Source organism: Candidatus Woesearchaeota archaeon (assembly GCA_021734105.1).
Lineage (GTDB): Archaea > Nanobdellota > Nanobdellia > Woesearchaeales > SKGA01 > SKGA01.
In genome coordinates this window covers 1-16,778 of the sequence record JAIPJP010000016.1, presented here as the reverse complement: position 1 = coordinate 16,778, position 16,778 = coordinate 1, and the positions used below count along the sequence as shown (strand labels likewise).

The 16,778-nt window shown below is 33.6% G+C and carries 22 protein-coding genes; 5 read left to right on the top strand and 17 right to left on the bottom strand.

The window, feature by feature from the left end:
• The first annotated feature begins 10 nt into the window (after positions 1–10).
• A complete protein-coding gene (locus tag K9M74_03745; protein MCF7798992.1) occupies positions 11–229 on the top strand; it encodes a hypothetical protein in 219 nt (72 codons plus the stop codon).
• A 74-nt stretch (positions 230–303) separates the two neighbouring features.
• Positions 304–516 carry a hypothetical protein gene (locus tag K9M74_03740; protein MCF7798991.1) on the top strand — a complete coding sequence of 71 codons (213 nt, stop codon included), beginning with the start codon at positions 304–306 and terminating at the stop codon, positions 514–516.
• Between the two features lie 2 nt (positions 517–518).
• On the opposite strand, the gene K9M74_03735 is transcribed toward K9M74_03740, so the two are convergent.
• Entirely contained in the window at positions 519–2,195 is a 1,677-nt protein-coding gene (locus tag K9M74_03735) for a helix-turn-helix domain-containing protein (GenBank protein ID MCF7798990.1), read from the bottom strand.
• Positions 2,196–2,299: 104 nt separating this feature from the next.
• On the opposite strand from K9M74_03735, the gene K9M74_03730 reads away from it, so the two are divergent.
• The gene (locus tag K9M74_03730) at positions 2,300–2,494 is read left to right on the top strand and encodes a hypothetical protein (GenBank protein MCF7798989.1); all 195 of its coding nucleotides are present in this window, start codon (positions 2,300–2,302) and stop codon (positions 2,492–2,494) included.
• Positions 2,495–2,607: 113 nt separating this feature from the next.
• Complete coding sequence (locus K9M74_03725) at positions 2,608–3,537, top strand: hypothetical protein (GenBank protein MCF7798988.1); 930 nt, start codon at positions 2,608–2,610, stop codon at positions 3,535–3,537.
• Between the two features lie 323 nt (positions 3,538–3,860).
• On the opposite strand, the gene K9M74_03720 is transcribed toward K9M74_03725, so the two are convergent.
• The 16 genes from K9M74_03720 to K9M74_03645 all read right to left on the bottom strand — a co-directional run bounded on the left by K9M74_03720 (position 3,861) and on the right by K9M74_03645 (position 15,594).
• A complete protein-coding gene (locus K9M74_03720; protein MCF7798987.1) occupies positions 3,861–5,960 on the bottom strand; it encodes a phage portal protein in 2,100 nt (699 codons plus the stop codon).
• Positions 5,932–6,306 (bottom strand): hypothetical protein, encoded by a 375-nt coding sequence (locus K9M74_03715; protein ID MCF7798986.1) that lies wholly within the window; start codon positions 6,304–6,306, stop codon positions 5,932–5,934. Before K9M74_03715 ends, K9M74_03720 begins: the two co-directional genes overlap by 29 nt.
• A gap of 18 nt (positions 6,307–6,324) precedes the next feature.
• Positions 6,325–7,794 carry a terminase family protein gene (locus K9M74_03710; GenBank protein MCF7798985.1) on the bottom strand — a complete coding sequence of 490 codons (1,470 nt, stop codon included), beginning with the start codon at positions 7,792–7,794 and terminating at the stop codon, positions 6,325–6,327.
• On the bottom strand, positions 7,769–8,251 hold the full coding sequence (locus tag K9M74_03705) for a hypothetical protein (protein ID MCF7798984.1): 483 nt from the start codon (positions 8,249–8,251) through the stop codon (positions 7,769–7,771). Before K9M74_03705 ends, K9M74_03710 begins: the two co-directional genes overlap by 26 nt.
• A gap of 100 nt (positions 8,252–8,351) precedes the next feature.
• Positions 8,352–9,032: a ParB/RepB/Spo0J family partition protein gene (locus tag K9M74_03700; protein ID MCF7798983.1), complete on the bottom strand. Its 681-nt coding sequence runs from the start codon at positions 9,030–9,032 to the stop codon at positions 8,352–8,354.
• Positions 9,029–9,976 (bottom strand): DNA adenine methylase, encoded by a 948-nt coding sequence (locus tag K9M74_03695; GenBank protein ID MCF7798982.1) that lies wholly within the window; start codon positions 9,974–9,976, stop codon positions 9,029–9,031. The genes K9M74_03700 and K9M74_03695 overlap by 4 nt, the downstream gene beginning before the upstream one ends.
• A complete protein-coding gene (locus tag K9M74_03690; protein MCF7798981.1) occupies positions 9,960–10,565 on the bottom strand; it encodes a hypothetical protein in 606 nt (201 codons plus the stop codon). The genes K9M74_03695 and K9M74_03690 overlap by 17 nt, the downstream gene beginning before the upstream one ends.
• Positions 10,555–10,710 (bottom strand): hypothetical protein, encoded by a 156-nt coding sequence (locus tag K9M74_03685; protein MCF7798980.1) that lies wholly within the window; start codon positions 10,708–10,710, stop codon positions 10,555–10,557. The genes K9M74_03690 and K9M74_03685 overlap by 11 nt, the downstream gene beginning before the upstream one ends.
• Positions 10,694–10,867, bottom strand: a complete 174-nt coding sequence (locus K9M74_03680; GenBank protein MCF7798979.1) for a hypothetical protein — start codon at positions 10,865–10,867, stop codon at positions 10,694–10,696. Before K9M74_03680 ends, K9M74_03685 begins: the two co-directional genes overlap by 17 nt.
• Positions 10,864–11,028, bottom strand: a complete 165-nt coding sequence (locus K9M74_03675; GenBank protein ID MCF7798978.1) for a hypothetical protein — start codon at positions 11,026–11,028, stop codon at positions 10,864–10,866. Before K9M74_03675 ends, K9M74_03680 begins: the two co-directional genes overlap by 4 nt.
• A gap of 14 nt (positions 11,029–11,042) precedes the next feature.
• Entirely contained in the window at positions 11,043–11,276 is a 234-nt protein-coding gene (locus tag K9M74_03670; protein ID MCF7798977.1) for a hypothetical protein, read from the bottom strand.
• A complete protein-coding gene (locus tag K9M74_03665) occupies positions 11,273–12,424 on the bottom strand; it encodes a hypothetical protein (protein MCF7798976.1) in 1,152 nt (383 codons plus the stop codon). The genes K9M74_03670 and K9M74_03665 overlap by 4 nt, the downstream gene beginning before the upstream one ends.
• The gene (locus K9M74_03660; protein ID MCF7798975.1) at positions 12,406–14,454 is read right to left on the bottom strand and encodes a hypothetical protein; all 2,049 of its coding nucleotides are present in this window, start codon (positions 14,452–14,454) and stop codon (positions 12,406–12,408) included. Before K9M74_03660 ends, K9M74_03665 begins: the two co-directional genes overlap by 19 nt.
• 222 nt (positions 14,455–14,676) lie before the next feature.
• Complete coding sequence (locus tag K9M74_03655; GenBank protein MCF7798974.1) at positions 14,677–15,159, bottom strand: hypothetical protein; 483 nt, start codon at positions 15,157–15,159, stop codon at positions 14,677–14,679.
• The gene (locus K9M74_03650) at positions 15,156–15,341 is read right to left on the bottom strand and encodes a hypothetical protein (protein MCF7798973.1); all 186 of its coding nucleotides are present in this window, start codon (positions 15,339–15,341) and stop codon (positions 15,156–15,158) included. The genes K9M74_03655 and K9M74_03650 overlap by 4 nt, the downstream gene beginning before the upstream one ends.
• Positions 15,325–15,594: a hypothetical protein gene (locus K9M74_03645; protein ID MCF7798972.1), complete on the bottom strand. Its 270-nt coding sequence runs from the start codon at positions 15,592–15,594 to the stop codon at positions 15,325–15,327. Before K9M74_03645 ends, K9M74_03650 begins: the two co-directional genes overlap by 17 nt.
• A 289-nt stretch (positions 15,595–15,883) precedes the next feature.
• Between K9M74_03645 and K9M74_03640 the strand changes: the two genes are divergently transcribed.
• A partial coding sequence (locus K9M74_03640; protein ID MCF7798971.1) for a radical SAM protein occupies positions 15,884–16,778 on the top strand: 895 nt, incomplete at its 3' end.

Here is a 16,778-nt window from a genome sequence, read left to right as displayed (position 1 = left end):
TTCACTCAATATGGCTCGTAAGAAAGAGATTCAAAACGAGATACTAGAGAAATCATTCAAAGAAGTGGAACAATATCTCAAATCAATGGATCGAAGAACTAAAGAGAGTAAACTAGAATTTTCATTGGCAAAACAAGAGTTTCTAGCCGAATTAGAAGACCTTGCATCTGCATGGTTTACTCAAAGAGTGAAAGAATTCCATGCTAAAAAAACAAGAAAAATATCCTAAAATGACAAAAATTATATCTTTTAAGGTATTATCCACTCTCAGGGGTGAGTTTTAATTAATAGGGGGTATCCAAAATGAAAGAAGTATGCATACTGTTAAAGAAAGATAACAGCGGACTAATGGTTTTCAAAGACCAAAAACTTGCAGAAGAATATCTACAAGAATGGGGATTTAACAAATTTGACCACGATGTTTGGGCTAAGACTGAAGAAGACATTAAACTTGGAAATTACTATAAAGTAATGATGCAAGAAATAATCTCTAACAGTGGCGAGAAAAAGAAGTGAAATTAATGCTTCTTCTTTTTCAGAGATTGTTTAAATTCGCCCCAGGATAGAAACTTTTTCTTATCTTTATCAGGCAATGTACAAATATTTACGTGATTATGAAAAAAATCTAGAAAATCATGTTTAGAGAATTCCATGTTTAATCCTTTAGCAACTAATTGCTGAAATTTAACACGACATTCATTTCTTTGATTTTTATTGTAATAACATTTTCTAAAACAATTTGTTCGTTGATACCATTCAACATAATATGAGATACTTTTCTTCTTATGTTTTCCTTTTACATTTGCTAGGACTACTTGTATTTCGTTATAAGATATTGAATCATCTTTTATTCTGTTTTTAATTTCTTTCAACTTATTTTCTGGAGATGTAATTGCATTGAGAATTTTTCTTACTTTGTAAGTTTCCATAACTCTTTTTAACGGTAGTTGATGGTGCTGAACTGAATTGGCAATATGATTCCATACAGTTCCTTCTTTAATATTTCTTTCTTTTGCTATTTGTTTGACATTTAGTCCTTTGTTGATGAGTTGTAATGTTTTTTGTTGACTAAATTCAATTTTACTAAGGTCTACTTTTTTGTGGAAGTTTTCATGTTTTTTTACGGAGGTTACTTTAACTTCTGGCTGAGCAGGAAATGCATGATTCAATTTGCTTGTCATTCGTTTACGATATTTGTAGGTGTTGGCATGAGATGCATATGCAATCCACCCTTCATATTTTTCAATAACTTTTTCTCTCTCAATTTTCTCCAAGCGATAATCTTTTTTCATCTGCTCCATTTTATTTTCAAATTTACGCATGTTTTTCTTGACTAAAATTTTATGATGATAAAAAATTCGGAATCCTAAGAATCCAATTCCTTTCTCTAATTTGATTATTTGTGATTTTCCAGGATGAAGTTTAAGATCAAGCTTGTCTCCAAGAAATGAAATTATTTTCTTTTTATACTCCTCAAGAACTGTCTTTGATTGGTGTAAAATTACAAAGTCATCAACATACCTAATATAATATTTTGCTCTTAGTTTATGTTTTACATATTGATCAAGTTCGTTTAGATAAACATTAGCAAAGAATTGTGAAGTTAGATTACCTAATGGCATTCCTTTGTTACTCTCTTTTCCTTGATGATTGCCAAGAATTGTTCTGATTAGCCACATTAGTCTGCCATCATGAATTCTTTTGCTAAGTAACTTTATGAGAATATCATGGTTTACAGTATCAAAATAACTTTTTATATCTGCTTTGAGAACATAACATCTAATCGTATTATTCTTAGAGACTTTTCTCTTAAATACATCGAATCTTTTTATTGCATTTAATGTTCCTTTTCCTAATCTATTTGCGAATGAATCCTGAATAAATCGTTTATCAAAAACAGACTCTATTAAATTACATATTGCATGATGTATTACTCTATCTCTAAATGCAGACTTACTTATTTTTCTTGTTTTTGGATCTCTAAGGATAAATGTCTTAAGAGGTTTTGGTTGATATTCATGTGTAAGTAATTCCGATCTTAATTTCATCAAATTATCTTTAAGGTTTTCTTCAAAATCAATTACATATTTCTTTAATGTTTTTCCTCTTCTTGCTCTATTAAATGCAGTTTCCAAATTTTCATATGAACATAGTTCATCATAAATTTCCACTAGAATATTTTTTTGATCACACATTGTAATATACAGTATCTTACATTTATTTATTAACGTTGTTCAAAGAAGAGGTAATATACAGTATAATACGGTGTTTATTAGTTATATACTGTATTATACAACATATGACAGATTCAAAAAAAGAAATTATTGAACGATCTGTAAAACAGTTGAATACTTATGGGAATGGAATAGGGGTTTTGGTCACTCGTGAAGCTAAAGCTATTGGTTTAAAGAGCGGTAGTAAAGTACAAGTTAGTGCGGTGCGTGTAAATAATAAAGAATATATCGTTATTGAAAAATTCCCAATAATGGAATAAATGGCTTAAAATTTTGTTAAAGTACAACTCTCGAGTGATAACAGAAACGAAACCTTTATATACTACCGTGTGTTTTCATATTTAAATTAAGTTAATTTAGGAGGTAATTTCCAATGTCAAAAATTATACAAGCAAAATCACCCGTACTCGCTGTAGTTACAGATTCTATTAGATACCTTAAGGCTCGAAAAGAAGTTGAGAAACTCTCTCAAGAACATGATTTAAATGTTGCAGATATGCCTATGGCAATCCAAGCAATGGCTAATAATCCTGAAATAAGAAAAGCAGTAAGACCGAAGTATCTTGATGCTATTACTGGTGAATATCATGGTCAAAGAGATGGAGAAAAATCATACGAAACTTGGCATTCTGTTGGCTCATTATCAACTGTTAAGGGTCTTGAAGAAGCTTTCAAGAACCGAAGAGGAGACTATGGGTTTATGACTATTGACAATAATGAATGGATTACTGTTGGTGATGGAAAATATTTAGGACAGGATGTTGCGAGAGTTCATCTTGATGATGCTAAGAAAGGTGATGTCCCTACAGCTGGTACTCCTTATACTATTTTTGTACGTTTGGACAAAGATAATCCTACAATTGGCGAAAGTGGTCAGTTAAGTTATGACTCATTTATGGCAGATGATCGTGTATTGATGCTTACAGGTTCTCCTGAGAATAGAGAATCAGTTGCCAAGATGCTCTTTGGAGCAGAGAAAGATGGTGGTGAAGGATGGAGTTCTGTTGGTAGTTATCATCGAATGAATGATGCTGATTTTGATACTACTGCTAGGGGGCGTCTTGTGTTCCTGAGCTACGATGGTAGCGGGTTCGGCGGCAACAGTGACTTCAGTGATAATGGGCGTTTCCTCGGGGTAGGCGACGGAGTCGCACAGGTTGGTGCCGGAGGCACATCGCACGAAAAAACAACCTCTCAGAAGATAGTTCAACCTACGCTTGAGCAAACATTAGCAGTTATCAACAATCCTGATCTTAATAGAGAAGGAATGATAAAAGCTGTATCTACGTTTTACAAGCAATAATTTTTCTTTTTATCGATATTTTTTTATATATCTTCATTCTTTATATTAATTGTCCCAGTTACTTTATCATCTTTTCGATAGAGATATGGAGTAGCTTGGAACTACACGCTGTTTCACTATGGCAGTTTAACTGTTATAAAATACAACCACGACAGCTAATGTCTGAAGTGGTGGTGGCTTTCAAGAAGGTGAAATGGCTACTCTAGGGGGCGTCTTGTGTTCCTGAACAACAATAATAACGGGTTCAACGGCAACAATAACATCAATAATAATGGGCGTTTCCTCGGAATAGTCAAGCTAATTGACTGGGACACTTTATTTTTTTAAGAAAAACTATTGGCGAACCAACCACATCTGCATCTAGGATGAATTGGAAGAATTCCATCTGATAAATCAATCGGCACTACCTGATTATCAGGTGAAACTTCTAAACATTGTTCACAAGCTCCAGGTAATGTAACCATTCTAAGTGTTTTAACTTTTAGATCCTTGAAACTTTGAATATTCCCATTAATGAAAGATCTTTGTAATTCAGTTCTAGCAATTAATTCAGATCTAGTTCCCATCTTATTGAATCTTCCACTTGTTCCTCCAAATTTTTCAAATACAGTTTCAATATCTTCTTTCAATTGAGTTACTCCTTTTCTTGCTTGAATACCTTCTCGCAGAACTCTTTGTGTTTCCCTTAACAAATCATCACTAACCTTGCCTGCAAGTTTAGAAGAAGAAAGATCTAATGCTTTAAGTGCTGGTTCGTGAACTGTACTTTTAATCTTGATTCCTGCAACAACAGGATTATTTTTTTTGATAAATTTTTCTCCCAGATTTATTCCTTGTTTGAATTTCTTTTTAGAGTCCAGAAATATTGCAGCTGCTAATGCATCTCTTTCAGGAGCAAGTAGTTCAGAATCAATAATAATATCTTCGGCTTTGAGTTTGTCAAGATCATCTTTAATATCATATTTCCCATCAATCTCTTTTAGAAATTTCTTTCTTATCTTGTCAAAGATCTTATTAGCTCTGTGTATAAGGATGTGTTCATCTTTGATAAATCTAGATTTAATTGGTTGACCTAACACTTCTAAAACACCTGGTGCTTCCATGATACTCGCATCAGATCCCGCAAACTTCTGAGCATAAGGCATAAAGACCTCATTAAAATCTTCATCTTCCATAATCATTAGATCTTCATTTCCTAAAAACTCATCTGAATTAAAAAAATCTCCTGATGAAACATTAGAGACGTCTTGGCTATTTTCTTTTGGGGGTGAAGAAATAGGATCTAAGCCCATCTCTTGCCTGACTTCATCAGGAGTAACAACTCCATACTTCAGATATATTTCCCTTTCTTGTGCAAGTTCAAGATCAGTCTTTGCTTGTAAAGAATTAAATTGCATATGAACAGGACTCTCATCAACTTTCAGAAGTTTAGTAAACAAGAACTTCTCAAGAGTAGAACCCACAGTAATTTGTATTCCTCCAATGTATAAGAAGAAATTCTGTTGCTCAGTTTGAGAAGAAGCCCTATTAGTATTCTCTCCTGTGCCAAGTAAAATAGTTTTAGGAACTCCAGTACCTGCAACTATTTGATCAATAAAATATTTCAGATAACCTTCTCCTCCTTTTAGAGATGGCGCTTCAAGAACTTTAATCTCATAATAATAGGGTGTAACAAATTCAGATTTAGAATTAATCTTTTTATATTTCTCACTTTCTTCTTCAACCTGTTCTGATTCAGGTTGATGTTCTTTATCTCCTAATTTAACATGAAACTGAGGAAATCCATGTCTGTAAACTGATTCAGCAAGACCTAGTTCAATATTTCTTTTAGCTTCAATTAGTTTAGTGACTGGCTCAATAATTCCAGTACCTGTTAATGAATCAGCGATTGTATTGATTCTAAAATGAATTACTTGATCAGGATCTAAGTCAATTGTCTTAGTTCCAACTTTCTGAACATACCCTTGAATCTTTCCTTGATCATCAAGATCTATTTCTCCTGCACCTGTTTTCTTAAACTCGATAGTTTTTGGATCAATTAAAACAAGATCTACAACTTTATCTTTTTCAGTCTTTGAGAAAACAATCTCAAGATATGCATTACCATAAATGTGTAAATGTCTAACAACATCAGTAAGAAGTTTAGGTAAATTTACTTTTGAATCAAAGTCAGATATGATCTCCCTTTGATCAATCTGTTCTTTGATATTCTCATCAATAATAAATTCATACCCTTTAGAAATAGCAAAATTACTGATGATGTTGACAGCTTGAAAAAGCATTTGATCTGTTTTGTAAATAGTTTCTAATTTAGTATAATTAACTGTAGAATAATCTACTGTGAGAGCAGTTTGCCTACTTCCACTATGTACTTTCGAGAGTACCATTACTGACTTATCTTTTTTTGCTGGAGCTTCGGACATTTTTCTTCTTAGCAGTGGTCTGAGATTTTTTCTTTGATAATTTAATTAACTCATTTTTTTCTTTATAATATTTCATCACAAAAGACTTATGCAAAACATAAAGTCTAATGTACCTACTATTTACAATCCTAGTTCCAGTCATTGTACTGACCACTGTAAGATCTGTATCTACCGGAAACTTACTCAGAATATGTCCTAATGCTTTCGGACCTTTCACTCCATTTTTCTGAGAATATTTTGATATGTAATTATAAATCTCAGATGCACTTTTTCTTCTTGGATAAAAATACAATAATGCTTTTAGTATTCTCTTATCCCTTCTGTTCAAATCTTTTTCATTAAACATAGTATGTTACCTCCTCTTTTATCTGACAATACTTGTCACAAAACCTCTAGACTCTGATTTCTTAGCTCCTTCTCCAGCATAAACAAAAGCAATAGGAATATCGGGATGTACTCCTATCTCCACGATCTTACCATCTTCTAAAGCAAAACTAAGAAACTCTTGCTCTAACATCTGATACTTTTCTTTTGCTTCATCTGTTCCGTAAGGTATGATTACCTGATTATTTTCAAACCATGTAGTCATCCTAAGAATTGCATTTGTCTTTGAGATGGAAAGGTCTGTGTCTCTGCTTCCTGTTCTAAGCATTTTTATTGGCAGACCTAAATGTTGTATTTCTCTACTGATTGCCATGATACTATTTTCTTCTAGTGTCATAACATCATAATCATAAACTGCATGAAGTTCTCTAAGTTTGTCCACTTGTTGTTGTCCACTTAATCCCTTCTGCCTATAATAATCGCATAATAATAATCTCCCATCATTTAATCTGGCAAGTGTTAAGAATACTGAATAATTTGCACCTTTTCTATCTGAGAACGCAAAGTCTCCACCACAGTTTATAGTCATTACTTGGAAGCCTGATTTGACAAGATCTTTCCTATTTTTGATTAGACCAATATTTTCATCTCTGGATCTTCTTAACCAGTCTCTCTTAAAGATAGAAGTTTGATCATCAATTGGATTGAGCATATACTCACATTGAAATCTTAAAGATCCAATCGTAGCTTTTATTTTCATTAATTCATCAAATGATTTTCTTCTAGGAGAAAGTACAATCTTTTTTTCCATATCAATAATTGCAGGATATGCTTTAAAGTTGAACTCCTTATTTGATTTAAGATCATAAAGAATATCTGAGTATCTTAATGGAGTTCCAACGACACTAATAGACCCCCTCTTAGCTGTTGCACAATTAAATACTGCAGAGTAAAACTTATTGATGGTTTGTTTATCGCTTAAGGTACTGTCTTCTGTAATTATGTCATCACATACAATTCTATCTACATGAAGTCCTCTCCATTTTCCTGCTATACTTCTTGCATGAACAATGCAATCATTCTTTAAAACTATTTTTCTTGAGTTCCATGAACTAAGACTAACATTCTTATCTGCTCCTTCAGGTTTGAATTGTTGATTAAGATAAGGGCAGACATAAAAGAAATATTTAATCCTATCAAACAATTCATTAGTCTGATCACCACTTACAGAAGAAACAATCTGACTTTTCTTAATCTTATATACAGCAAAATAAATGGTAAGCCATACAGTAAATAGTTCTGATTTACTGTGTCCTCTTGGAGCTTCAATAGCATTATTACGATGCTCTAATTCTAACTCAAACCATTCTTTATAGTAATCTTCTTCTATAAATTCCTGTTCCATATGAGGTGCTAAATATTTCTTAACAAAATCAATGAAATTATCATAAGTAGGATCTGAAAAACTCTCAAAGAGTGCTATTTCAATCGGACTGCTTAGCTGACTCAATTGCATCCCTCCACTCTTTCATTATTTCTGGATGTTTCTTTAAGATCTGAATAGTTGTATCCTTGAAAATTGTAAACTCTTGATGAAAATTATTGATCTGAATATTGACTGTTTGATCTTCAGCTTTCTTGAATTTAGACTCTTTGACTTTTAGTAAGATCAAAAGAAAATCTTTGATAGAATACCAATCATTCTTAGTAAGTTCTTTCAAATATAATTTCTGAACATGCTTACTAATAACTGAATCAAAATCCTCATCCTTTTGCCATCTTAATGCAAAAACAAGATCTCGGTATCCTGGAATATCTAAGACCTTACATGAGGCTTTTGGATCTGCAGGATCATAATAACTGCATTGTTTCTTTATAGGACAAGTATGACAATGAGGCACTCTAGATGAGTGCTTTCCTGTCTTCATAGAATTAAACGAATTAGCCACAACCCTCTTGGGACTCATGGTTTTCCCCCCTTTTACAGAGTCCTCTTTAGTGAATGTGTGAACATTCCCCTTAAAGTTATCCAACTTGGAATCTTGAGGGCTCGTTTGAGGGCTCGTTTTATTCTTCTCCATCAAGTAACTCCCCATCATCATCTAATTTTGCATCTATTTCTGGCTCAGATTCAACTGATTTTTTAGGAGTTGATGAGATGAATTTCTCACATATCTCAACCAAAGCTTTACTAGGATCTTCTGCATTCTCAGATCTCTGAATCGCTTCCATCACAAGATTCTTCTCAGATTCTTTTAGAACAAAACTTAATACTACAGGAGCTTCTCTCTTCTCTTTTTCTTCCCTATCTTCTATCTGTCTTTTGATGTCATCAGGTAATCCAAGAAGTTCTAATCTATCTTTAATTATGGTTTGATCAAAGTTTAGAACTTTCTCCATATCTTCTAATTTGTATCTCTGATTGATTTTCTTAAACATCATAGCTTCTTTGTAGGGGTTATGAGTTCCATGAATATTTGCATTAAGAGTATCAACCATTGCTTCTGTTTCATCTACATTGTCAACAATACACTCTACTTCTGTAAAACCTAATTGCTTACACGCTTTGAAACGATGAACTCCATCTATGATAACATACTTATCATCAATTTTTCTTACTTCAAGCGGTTTTCTAAAACCCTTTCTTTTGATATTGAGAACTAATTTCTGAAATGAATTATCATCCATCTCATTAGGGTTATATTCATTCTCAATAATTTCACTTACTTGTATTAATTCTGTTTTCATTTTGTCACCACCAATATTTCAGTTGCAGTTTGCATAGATTCTTTTGTTGCAGTAATAGCCCACTTGTGTTGTATCTCATGGAGTTCTGCAGGTCTATGCTCTTGCACTATACTTAGCAATTTTTGTCCATCAATGTCAGGACCTCCAAAGCTAAAGATAACCTTTGGAATGTGCATTGATTTCTCAATCAACTTATGAAGAAATGCTTCTGCATCACCAGAATTGAATTTACTCTTAACTACTGGAATCTTTTCTTGAATCAAAATGCTATCTAGAATATTGTAAAATTCCTCATAACTTTGAGAACCAGCATAAGGTGGATCAAAATAAACTGTATCGCCCTGTACTTTATCTAAGAAATCAAAAACATCCATCTTATGATGCTGATTTTCTTGCCCATTATCGAAGATCCCTTGATTGATTTGTTCCTTAATCTGTTTAAATGCCTTAGTGGGTTTAAACATATACTTCAAGTGAGGCTTAATTACTTTCAGATTACTTGTTGCTATATTCTCAGGTATCTTATTAGATAACATACTAAATGGCTTATACTTAAACAAGAACTTGATCAATAGAAGTTTCTGAAGATCTGACTTTGCATTAGCAAAAGCATTATCCAATAATTTCTCATCCTTATTTAAGAGAAGATTTGGAAATGTGTCATGAATGAAATTATTATCTGTCTCTTTGAACAAAGAATAAAGATCATAATCAGATAATTTAGTTCTCTTATTTTCTATGATTGCCTTTCCAACAATATCAGACCTAACTGATATATCATTGCTTATTACTTTGTATCCTTGTGCCTTAGCAAGCAAAGATACACTCCCACCACCAAGAAAAGCATCAATGAATACTTTACCTTGTGCAAAGCTCATAATCTTTCTTGCTAATTTTCTTTTGCCACCAAAGTAAGCTGGTAACGATTCATATCCTTTCCACATTTCGATTATCCTCCACTATTTTAGCTAGTTTATCCTTCTCACATTTTTGTAAGGAGATTGTAAGTTTACATTTTGGACATTGGAATATTATGCTCCAACCACCATATCGTTTCATAGGAGTATTACAATTAGAACAAGGAAAATATTCAACCTTTTTCACTGAACCTTTTACTACATAATCTTGTCTTGAAATTAAGATTACTTTTTTACCGTCTTTAGTTATACCTGCTTTTAATTCAACCATGATAGAAGAGGCTTTGACATTCCAATCATTAGGTAAACCAAGAGAAGACCATAAGCTTTTAGGAATGCCTAGGTAATATGCTAAACTGGTTTTCCCTTCTTGTCTGGAATGGTTTTCACTTCGAACAACACAAGGTCTCGGTTTCACATCTTCTGGTTGCTCACCTATAAAGAATGCAACACCTTTTTCTTCATCAAGTGTTTCAAATTCAACTGGAAAAGCATAGTTTTTATCGACAAATTTATCGTTAATTCTTTTAGGGATATGAAACCCATAACTATCACCCACATCTCTAAGTCTAGTAAGTTCCTTAACAAACTTAATCTCAAAATCTTTAATTAACACGATTTTTTTCACCCCATATCTTTATGACTTTTATTTCTCCACCTCGAGCAGTAGTCCTAAGTTGTTGACAATTTGGACATTCAAAAATAGAAGAATATCCTGGATACGAATGCATCATCACATTACAACTAGGACAGATTAACATCAGATTTGCCTCCTTTGAGTTCCTTTAGATACTCGCTTAGAAAGTATGGAAAATTGTCTTTGTTGTTAGGCGATCTAATTTCTTTTCTTTTTGCCCATTCCATAATCTCGTTGTGTGTTTCCTCATAGACGTATCTTCGTTTTAGGTCTTTCATCATTCTTCTGTACCCCCGAGTTTTTCTAGAGCTTTGGCTATTTGTTCAAGCTCTGCTATCTTTCTTTCATTCTCTTGGATCTGTTTTTTCCAAGAACTATTATCTTGTTTCAATGCCTGAATATCATTCAGGATTTTATCTCGCATTTGTTTGGCTTCACTCATTTGAATCATCCTCCTTAATCTATATCGAACTCCTTTGCTCTGCCTTTCAAGATCAAGACATTGGCTACGTCAATTTCTGCACGTAACACATCCCCTTTCTCAAAAGGACCTACTGACCTCAAACTGAGATCTACAAATTTTGGAACAGCTCTCAAGAAAATTACAGTCTTGAGTTGTTTCCTTTGTTGTGCCAAACTAAGTGGCTTCTGAAGTATTGCTTGCATTTTGGTATCTACCTCCTCATTCATCTGGAACACCCCTTACAAAGATCTGACTTCCCAAGATTTCCTAGAATTTCTTTGATGTATGTACATCCAACTTTTCCAGTTGTACTCTTCACAGTATTTACAATCAGATCATCTCTCAAGTATCCCCCTAAAAAAGTCCTATTCCAATTTCTTAGAATACTAACTGGATCAGAAGATCTACTGTAATGAGATGCAAGAATGAAAAGGACTCTTTTTCTGCATTCACCTAAGTCTGCATATTGTTGACTTTCAAAGAACTGAATGCATGGTCTAAATTTCTGATAGTTTTCTGTGGTTGTAGGTTTAAAGAAATCTTTTAGAGATTTGTTTTTAGCTTCAAGTTTACCAATCTTTTTCTCTCTAACAAACTGTTCACAAATCTTAACTATGTCTTTTGGAACAGAGTATTTTATTTCTGAGTTAGTATAGCATCCATGATGAAAAGGAAATCTTGGATACGCTCTATTTTCAAGATTAAAGATTGGAGCAATTAAAGGAATATCTTCAGGTGTATGTCCTAAGAATGTTTTGAACCCTTGTTTATTCAGAGATCCTGCTGTTCTGATCAGATGGTTTTTATGATTAAGAGATCCATCAATTTCATAGTTAATATACAACCAATTAACCTTAGTTGCTAAATATGCTGTTAATTGTTTAATGAAAGTTTCTTTATTTGCATACTTTCTTCTGATACGAAGTTGAAGATCCATATCAAGCTCTTTAACAAGTATTTTGTAACTGATAAAGAAATGAACGTGCAACCCTTTATTTCCTGAATAAAATACATAAGGAACATATCCAAGATCATGCATTAATGGATATATCCTCTTGAAATTCTTTACATTATCAAGATATTCTTTTGCATCAAAATCGAATACGAGTTCATTGTTTAGTAAGGTTCTGTGGATAGTATATGCATGAAGTTTTTTATCATGATCTAATCTACTCCACTCTTCTCTCTTAGTCCAGTATCCTTCTTGACTTTGAAGAGCTACACTAAACTCTGACTCTTGAGATAATCCATCCAAGTACCACATTCTATGAAATCCGACAGATTCATTTTCTTTGTAGATTGGTTCTCCTTCCCACCAGTATCTCTCTTCTCCTGGAGAACAGAATAATCTCATACTCATTCTGATGCCTCCCATTGATAATGCACAATGTAGCCATCTCTTTCTTTGATGAAATCTCCTTGATGAAGAAGTGATAAGTAAAAATTAAGTTTAGAGGGATGCATCTCCATCCTGCATTTTTCTTTAAGTTCTCCTGGCTTAACCTTATATCCTGTTTTTGCTAATTTTCTTAAAATGAATAAAGCTTCTTCAGGTAGAAATTTCTCTCTTGTTTCTATTGGAAGTGAATCGTTTCTTAGTATTTCATCTATGTTTTGTTTGAACCATCCCTTGATCATAGTTGACCAAATTAGTTCAAGATCTTGATAGTCTTCTTCAGTTGCAGTAAATGATTTATCTCTTGTGGACAGACATCTTGTTTTTATGATTCCATCCATTAAGCATTCCATATGATGCAAGTATCTTGCTTCATACATTCCGATTACAGTTTCTCCAAGAAAACTAGTGAACTTATCAAATAGTTCTACAAGTCTTGGGAAGTCATATACTGCATCAAAACTTTGGAGATAATCTTGTACGCTTAGAAATTCATTAACTGGAATCCAGTCTTTGATAAAAACATCTCCCTCTTTCTTTTTCTGATTAATTAGTTTAATGTGTTCATCTGTTTGATAATAAATCATGAATCTACTTAGAAAAGCATCATCAAATTTGTCAACAAGATTAACTATATTATTTGTACCTGCAATTGGATTGGTACTGGCAAGAAGACGCGCAGTCATGGTTGTTCTAATTCTTCCTTGACCACTTCCAGCCATTCGGTCTTTGTGTTCAAGAAGATCATTCATTCTCCCGCATTCATCTTCTTTGTCTTTGTTATTGACTCGAACAATTCTAAAGAATTCATCCACAAAACATAATCGAGATGATTTTGCTAATGCTCCCATCTCGGGTTTATTTGTTTCTTTGAAACTTGGGACAAGATATTTTACAGTTGAAGTACTCCCTGCAATTATCTCCTGAATCTCTCCACTTTTCTGATGCAAAGATTCCATGTAAGTGGTTTTTCCAGTACCTCTATCTGCAATCCATAAGATGTGCATTGGATAAGGACAGATCTTCCCTTTCTTTCTATGAAACAAAAAAGCAGAAGTTAATTTGACGAACCATTTAGGGTGTTCAAGAATTTGGACTTTATTCTCTCCTATTTTATGACTGCAGATGTATTGATAGAGTTTATTTCCTGTTAGTTTTAGTTTGGATACTTTTGTGAATAGTTGATCATGATTTTTGATTTCAATAATGTGGCTTGTTGCAGTATGTACAAAGAAAACAGCATATTTGTTTATCAGTTTGTGAGCATCACCTATAATCTTGATATCTTCAACGTCAATAGATAATCCTTCAAGTGTATAATCGTCAAGCTTTAATTCATCTGTACTAACGACAGCATATTCAGCATTGTCCTTAGATAAAAATCTGTAAAGATAAAATTCTCCTGATACTTCATCAACAATGTTGGATCTTGGAGGAATTCTTTCTCCAAATAAGTATGGTATAAAATACTCGTCTTCTTTGGTCTTAATCTTAATTTTCCATGCTACTGGAATCTTAACTTTTCGTTGAGATATTTCTCCAATGATCTTGCCAGGTATGCTATGTGTTCTTGGTATAGAAAAGACAAGAGGTTGATTATTATGTTCTTCAAATATTTCTTTAGTTACAAGTTTAATCTGAGAGAAATTTAGTTTTGAGTTGATCTTGATAACACTGTTTTCAGAATGTCTTGATGCTAGTGATTTGAGCATCGCTGTTGGAAGCGTACTTGTTTCTTTGATAGATTGAGATACAGTAGAAGATCCTTTGTATCCTTCAATGAATGCAACAAGATCAGGAAATTCAATATCATGCTTTGCTGTTGTTCTTTCTATCCAGTTTTCAACTAATTCTAATGTTTCTATGTTTTCTCTTACTGCTTTATCTGTTGTTGCTTCATTGATTCTGTATATCAGCTTGTTTAAGTTCCCTTCTAACTCAATCTTTAGATCTTCTTCAATTGGCTGTTCTTTGAACCTTGCCAAGTTTATGAGTATGTTTTTATCCACTTTTGGTAACCTCTTCTTTTGGTTAGAGCTCTCGCTACATCGAGGAGACTTTGCTTCTCCAACTCCTAACTTAATCAGTCTTTCACTACTTTTTAGTACGCCTTAAAAAAAACAGGAACACACATTGAACTTTCATACATAGTGTACTAAGGGTGTGTGTTGTTCCCGATTTCAACATAGGCGTACTTCCAAGTGATAAAATCAAGTCCTCAGACTTGACATTCACTTGACAACCTCCTCTGTAACCGAGGGTTGAGCATCCTCCCAAGGGTTCACATCATCGATGGTACTTGCCTTCAAAGTCTCAGTTTTGTTGTTTTCATCTGTAAAGTCATAGTCATAATCTTGGACTAGGACCTCTGCTTCTGCTCCGATGAAATCGTTTGTGTCTAAGCCTTGGGTACTGAATTTCCAGCCTAAAGCCTGGAATACCTTAGTGATCTTAGAATTTGGAGTTACAGCTGTTCTGTAAGATCCATTTTCTTGTTTGTACTCAGAATAGACTTCTGTAGCCAACTGCAGATATTTGCCTTCGTTGTCTTTTAGTTTTTCATCCAGAATATCGAACAATAATACGGCTTTTTTGCCATACTTGCTCTCAGCTTTCTTTGGTTTGACTTCAGCCAATCTGGCATGATAGAAGCCTTTCTTTATGTTTGGTCTTTTTTGCGGTGTCGCAACCTTATCAGATACATCCATTTTCATCTTGTTTGCCTCCTTGTTTTGCCCCTATGGGCGTTTTTGTCCTTTGGACTGTCAATGAAGTCGATCCCGAGATCATCCATGTATTCTCGATATTCTGTATCAGCTTCTTTCTGCTTGATCTTGCTACGGGTCGCTTTGTTCTTCTTCTCAAGCTCTTTCCTAATTTCATCTGCTTGAGACATTTTGATCCTCCACAGATACGCCATCAATCAGTTTGGATTTCAGGCTCTCATATGCTAGAAAAAAGTGTTCAGTTCTCCTGATTACTCTGTCAGTTAGTTCAGTTTCTTTGATGTCTTGTGAAGCCTTTATCAGGGGAAATTCACAATCTACAGCTTTTTTGAAGCACACTTGTAGGTGGATATCTTTGTCTTTCTTTGCCCATTTATCCGCTTCTTTTTGCTGGAACTGCTGGACTTTTTGCATGTCTTTCATGGTTCTTACCTCCTCAAACTCAATCGATTTGGCTTCCCCGAAATCCACTCAAAAACAGAGTAAAAACTAGCTCAAAATTGCTTATTTTTCTTGAGTTAGTCTTGACTTACACATTTTTGGAGTCTTTCTTCAAGACATTCCAGAATTAGAGTTTTAGAGCCTGTAACCCTGATATTTGGGCTTTTCGGCTTCACTACTGATAGGGGTCTTTATAACGGAAACTGGAAAATGCGTTATAACCACTCCTTAGTAACGAAACATTTATAAACTTCTGCTGAATTAAACTATTATGGTCGTTAAAAGGGAATCTGCTAAAAGATATGGTATGTGGTCAAAACTCAGTACAGAAAATAGCGACATAATGTTTAATTCTAGTCATAGTTATCCGCTCAGTTCTGAAGAATACATTGAAAATGTTAAACGAATTGTTGACAATGAAACACCAAAAATAATGTATGCCGAGATAAGACCCTCAAACTATTGCAATCATGGGTGTGATGGTTGTTTTTCAGCAGAACTAAGAAAAAAGAACAAAACACAACTTTCAAAAGAAGCATTAAATAAAGTTATTCAAGATTTATCTGATTTAGATACTCGCGCAATAAGATTTTCTGGAGGAGGAGAGCCTTTAACCCACCCAAACATAGAAGAAGCAATTGAAAAAGCTGCATCAAATCAAATGGGTGTGACTTTAATCACGAATGGAAAATTATTAGAGGATGTTGATCAGGGAAAATTAGTTAATAATATTAATCTAATTCGGATAAGTGTTAATGGGGGGAAAAACAGTCACCAAAAAGTTCACAACACAATAACAGATGAATATTTGGGAATAGTTAAATCAATAAATGACATTGCCAATTTAAGAAGCAAAGAAAATAAAGAAGATGATTTGTACATAGGTGTGACTTATTTAGTCAATCCCGCCAATATCAAAGATATTTATGCAACGACACAAGATCTTATTCAATCGGGTATAAATGGTTTATTCTTTCGAGTATTAAATGAACATAAAGGTTTCTCTAAAAAAGACAAAAGCAAATTAATCGAACAAATAGAACTAACAAATAACCTTGAAAGTGGTGTATTTATTCATTTTGCAGAGAGACTAACAGAACCAACCGCAAATCCAAACATCAACAAAACAAAATGTTATTCTGGATTGATGAGATTATATATTGAAG

Excerpts from the sequence above, each read along its gene's own strand:
- K9M74_03745 (MCF7798992.1), top strand. The coding sequence starts at position 11 with ATGGCTCGTAAGAAAGAGATTCAAAACGAGATACTAGAGAAATCATTC.
- K9M74_03740 (MCF7798991.1), top strand. The coding sequence starts at position 304 with ATGAAAGAAGTATGCATACTGTTAAAGAAAGATAACAGCGGACTAATG.
- K9M74_03735 (MCF7798990.1), bottom strand. The coding sequence starts at position 2,195 with ATGTGTGATCAAAAAAATATTCTAGTGGAAATTTATGATGAACTATGT.
- K9M74_03730 (MCF7798989.1), top strand. The coding sequence starts at position 2,300 with ATGACAGATTCAAAAAAAGAAATTATTGAACGATCTGTAAAACAGTTG.
- K9M74_03725 (MCF7798988.1), top strand. The coding sequence starts at position 2,608 with ATGTCAAAAATTATACAAGCAAAATCACCCGTACTCGCTGTAGTTACA.
- K9M74_03720 (MCF7798987.1), bottom strand. The coding sequence starts at position 5,960 with ATGTCCGAAGCTCCAGCAAAAAAAGATAAGTCAGTAATGGTACTCTCG.
- K9M74_03715 (MCF7798986.1), bottom strand. The coding sequence starts at position 6,306 with ATGTTTAATGAAAAAGATTTGAACAGAAGGGATAAGAGAATACTAAAA.
- K9M74_03705 (MCF7798984.1), bottom strand. The coding sequence starts at position 8,251 with ATGAGTCCCAAGAGGGTTGTGGCTAATTCGTTTAATTCTATGAAGACA.
- K9M74_03700 (MCF7798983.1), bottom strand. The coding sequence starts at position 9,032 with ATGAAAACAGAATTAATACAAGTAAGTGAAATTATTGAGAATGAATAT.
- K9M74_03695 (MCF7798982.1), bottom strand. The coding sequence starts at position 9,976 with ATGTGGAAAGGATATGAATCGTTACCAGCTTACTTTGGTGGCAAAAGA.
- K9M74_03685 (MCF7798980.1), bottom strand. The coding sequence starts at position 10,710 with ATGTTAATCTGTCCTAGTTGTAATGTGATGATGCATTCGTATCCAGGA.
- K9M74_03680 (MCF7798979.1), bottom strand. The coding sequence starts at position 10,867 with ATGATGAAAGACCTAAAACGAAGATACGTCTATGAGGAAACACACAAC.
- K9M74_03675 (MCF7798978.1), bottom strand. The coding sequence starts at position 11,028 with ATGAGTGAAGCCAAACAAATGCGAGATAAAATCCTGAATGATATTCAG.
- K9M74_03670 (MCF7798977.1), bottom strand. The coding sequence starts at position 11,276 with ATGAATGAGGAGGTAGATACCAAAATGCAAGCAATACTTCAGAAGCCA.
- K9M74_03665 (MCF7798976.1), bottom strand. The coding sequence starts at position 12,424 with ATGGGAGGCATCAGAATGAGTATGAGATTATTCTGTTCTCCAGGAGAA.
- K9M74_03655 (MCF7798974.1), bottom strand. The coding sequence starts at position 15,159 with ATGAAAATGGATGTATCTGATAAGGTTGCGACACCGCAAAAAAGACCA.
- K9M74_03650 (MCF7798973.1), bottom strand. The coding sequence starts at position 15,341 with ATGTCTCAAGCAGATGAAATTAGGAAAGAGCTTGAGAAGAAGAACAAA.
- K9M74_03645 (MCF7798972.1), bottom strand. The coding sequence starts at position 15,594 with ATGAAAGACATGCAAAAAGTCCAGCAGTTCCAGCAAAAAGAAGCGGAT.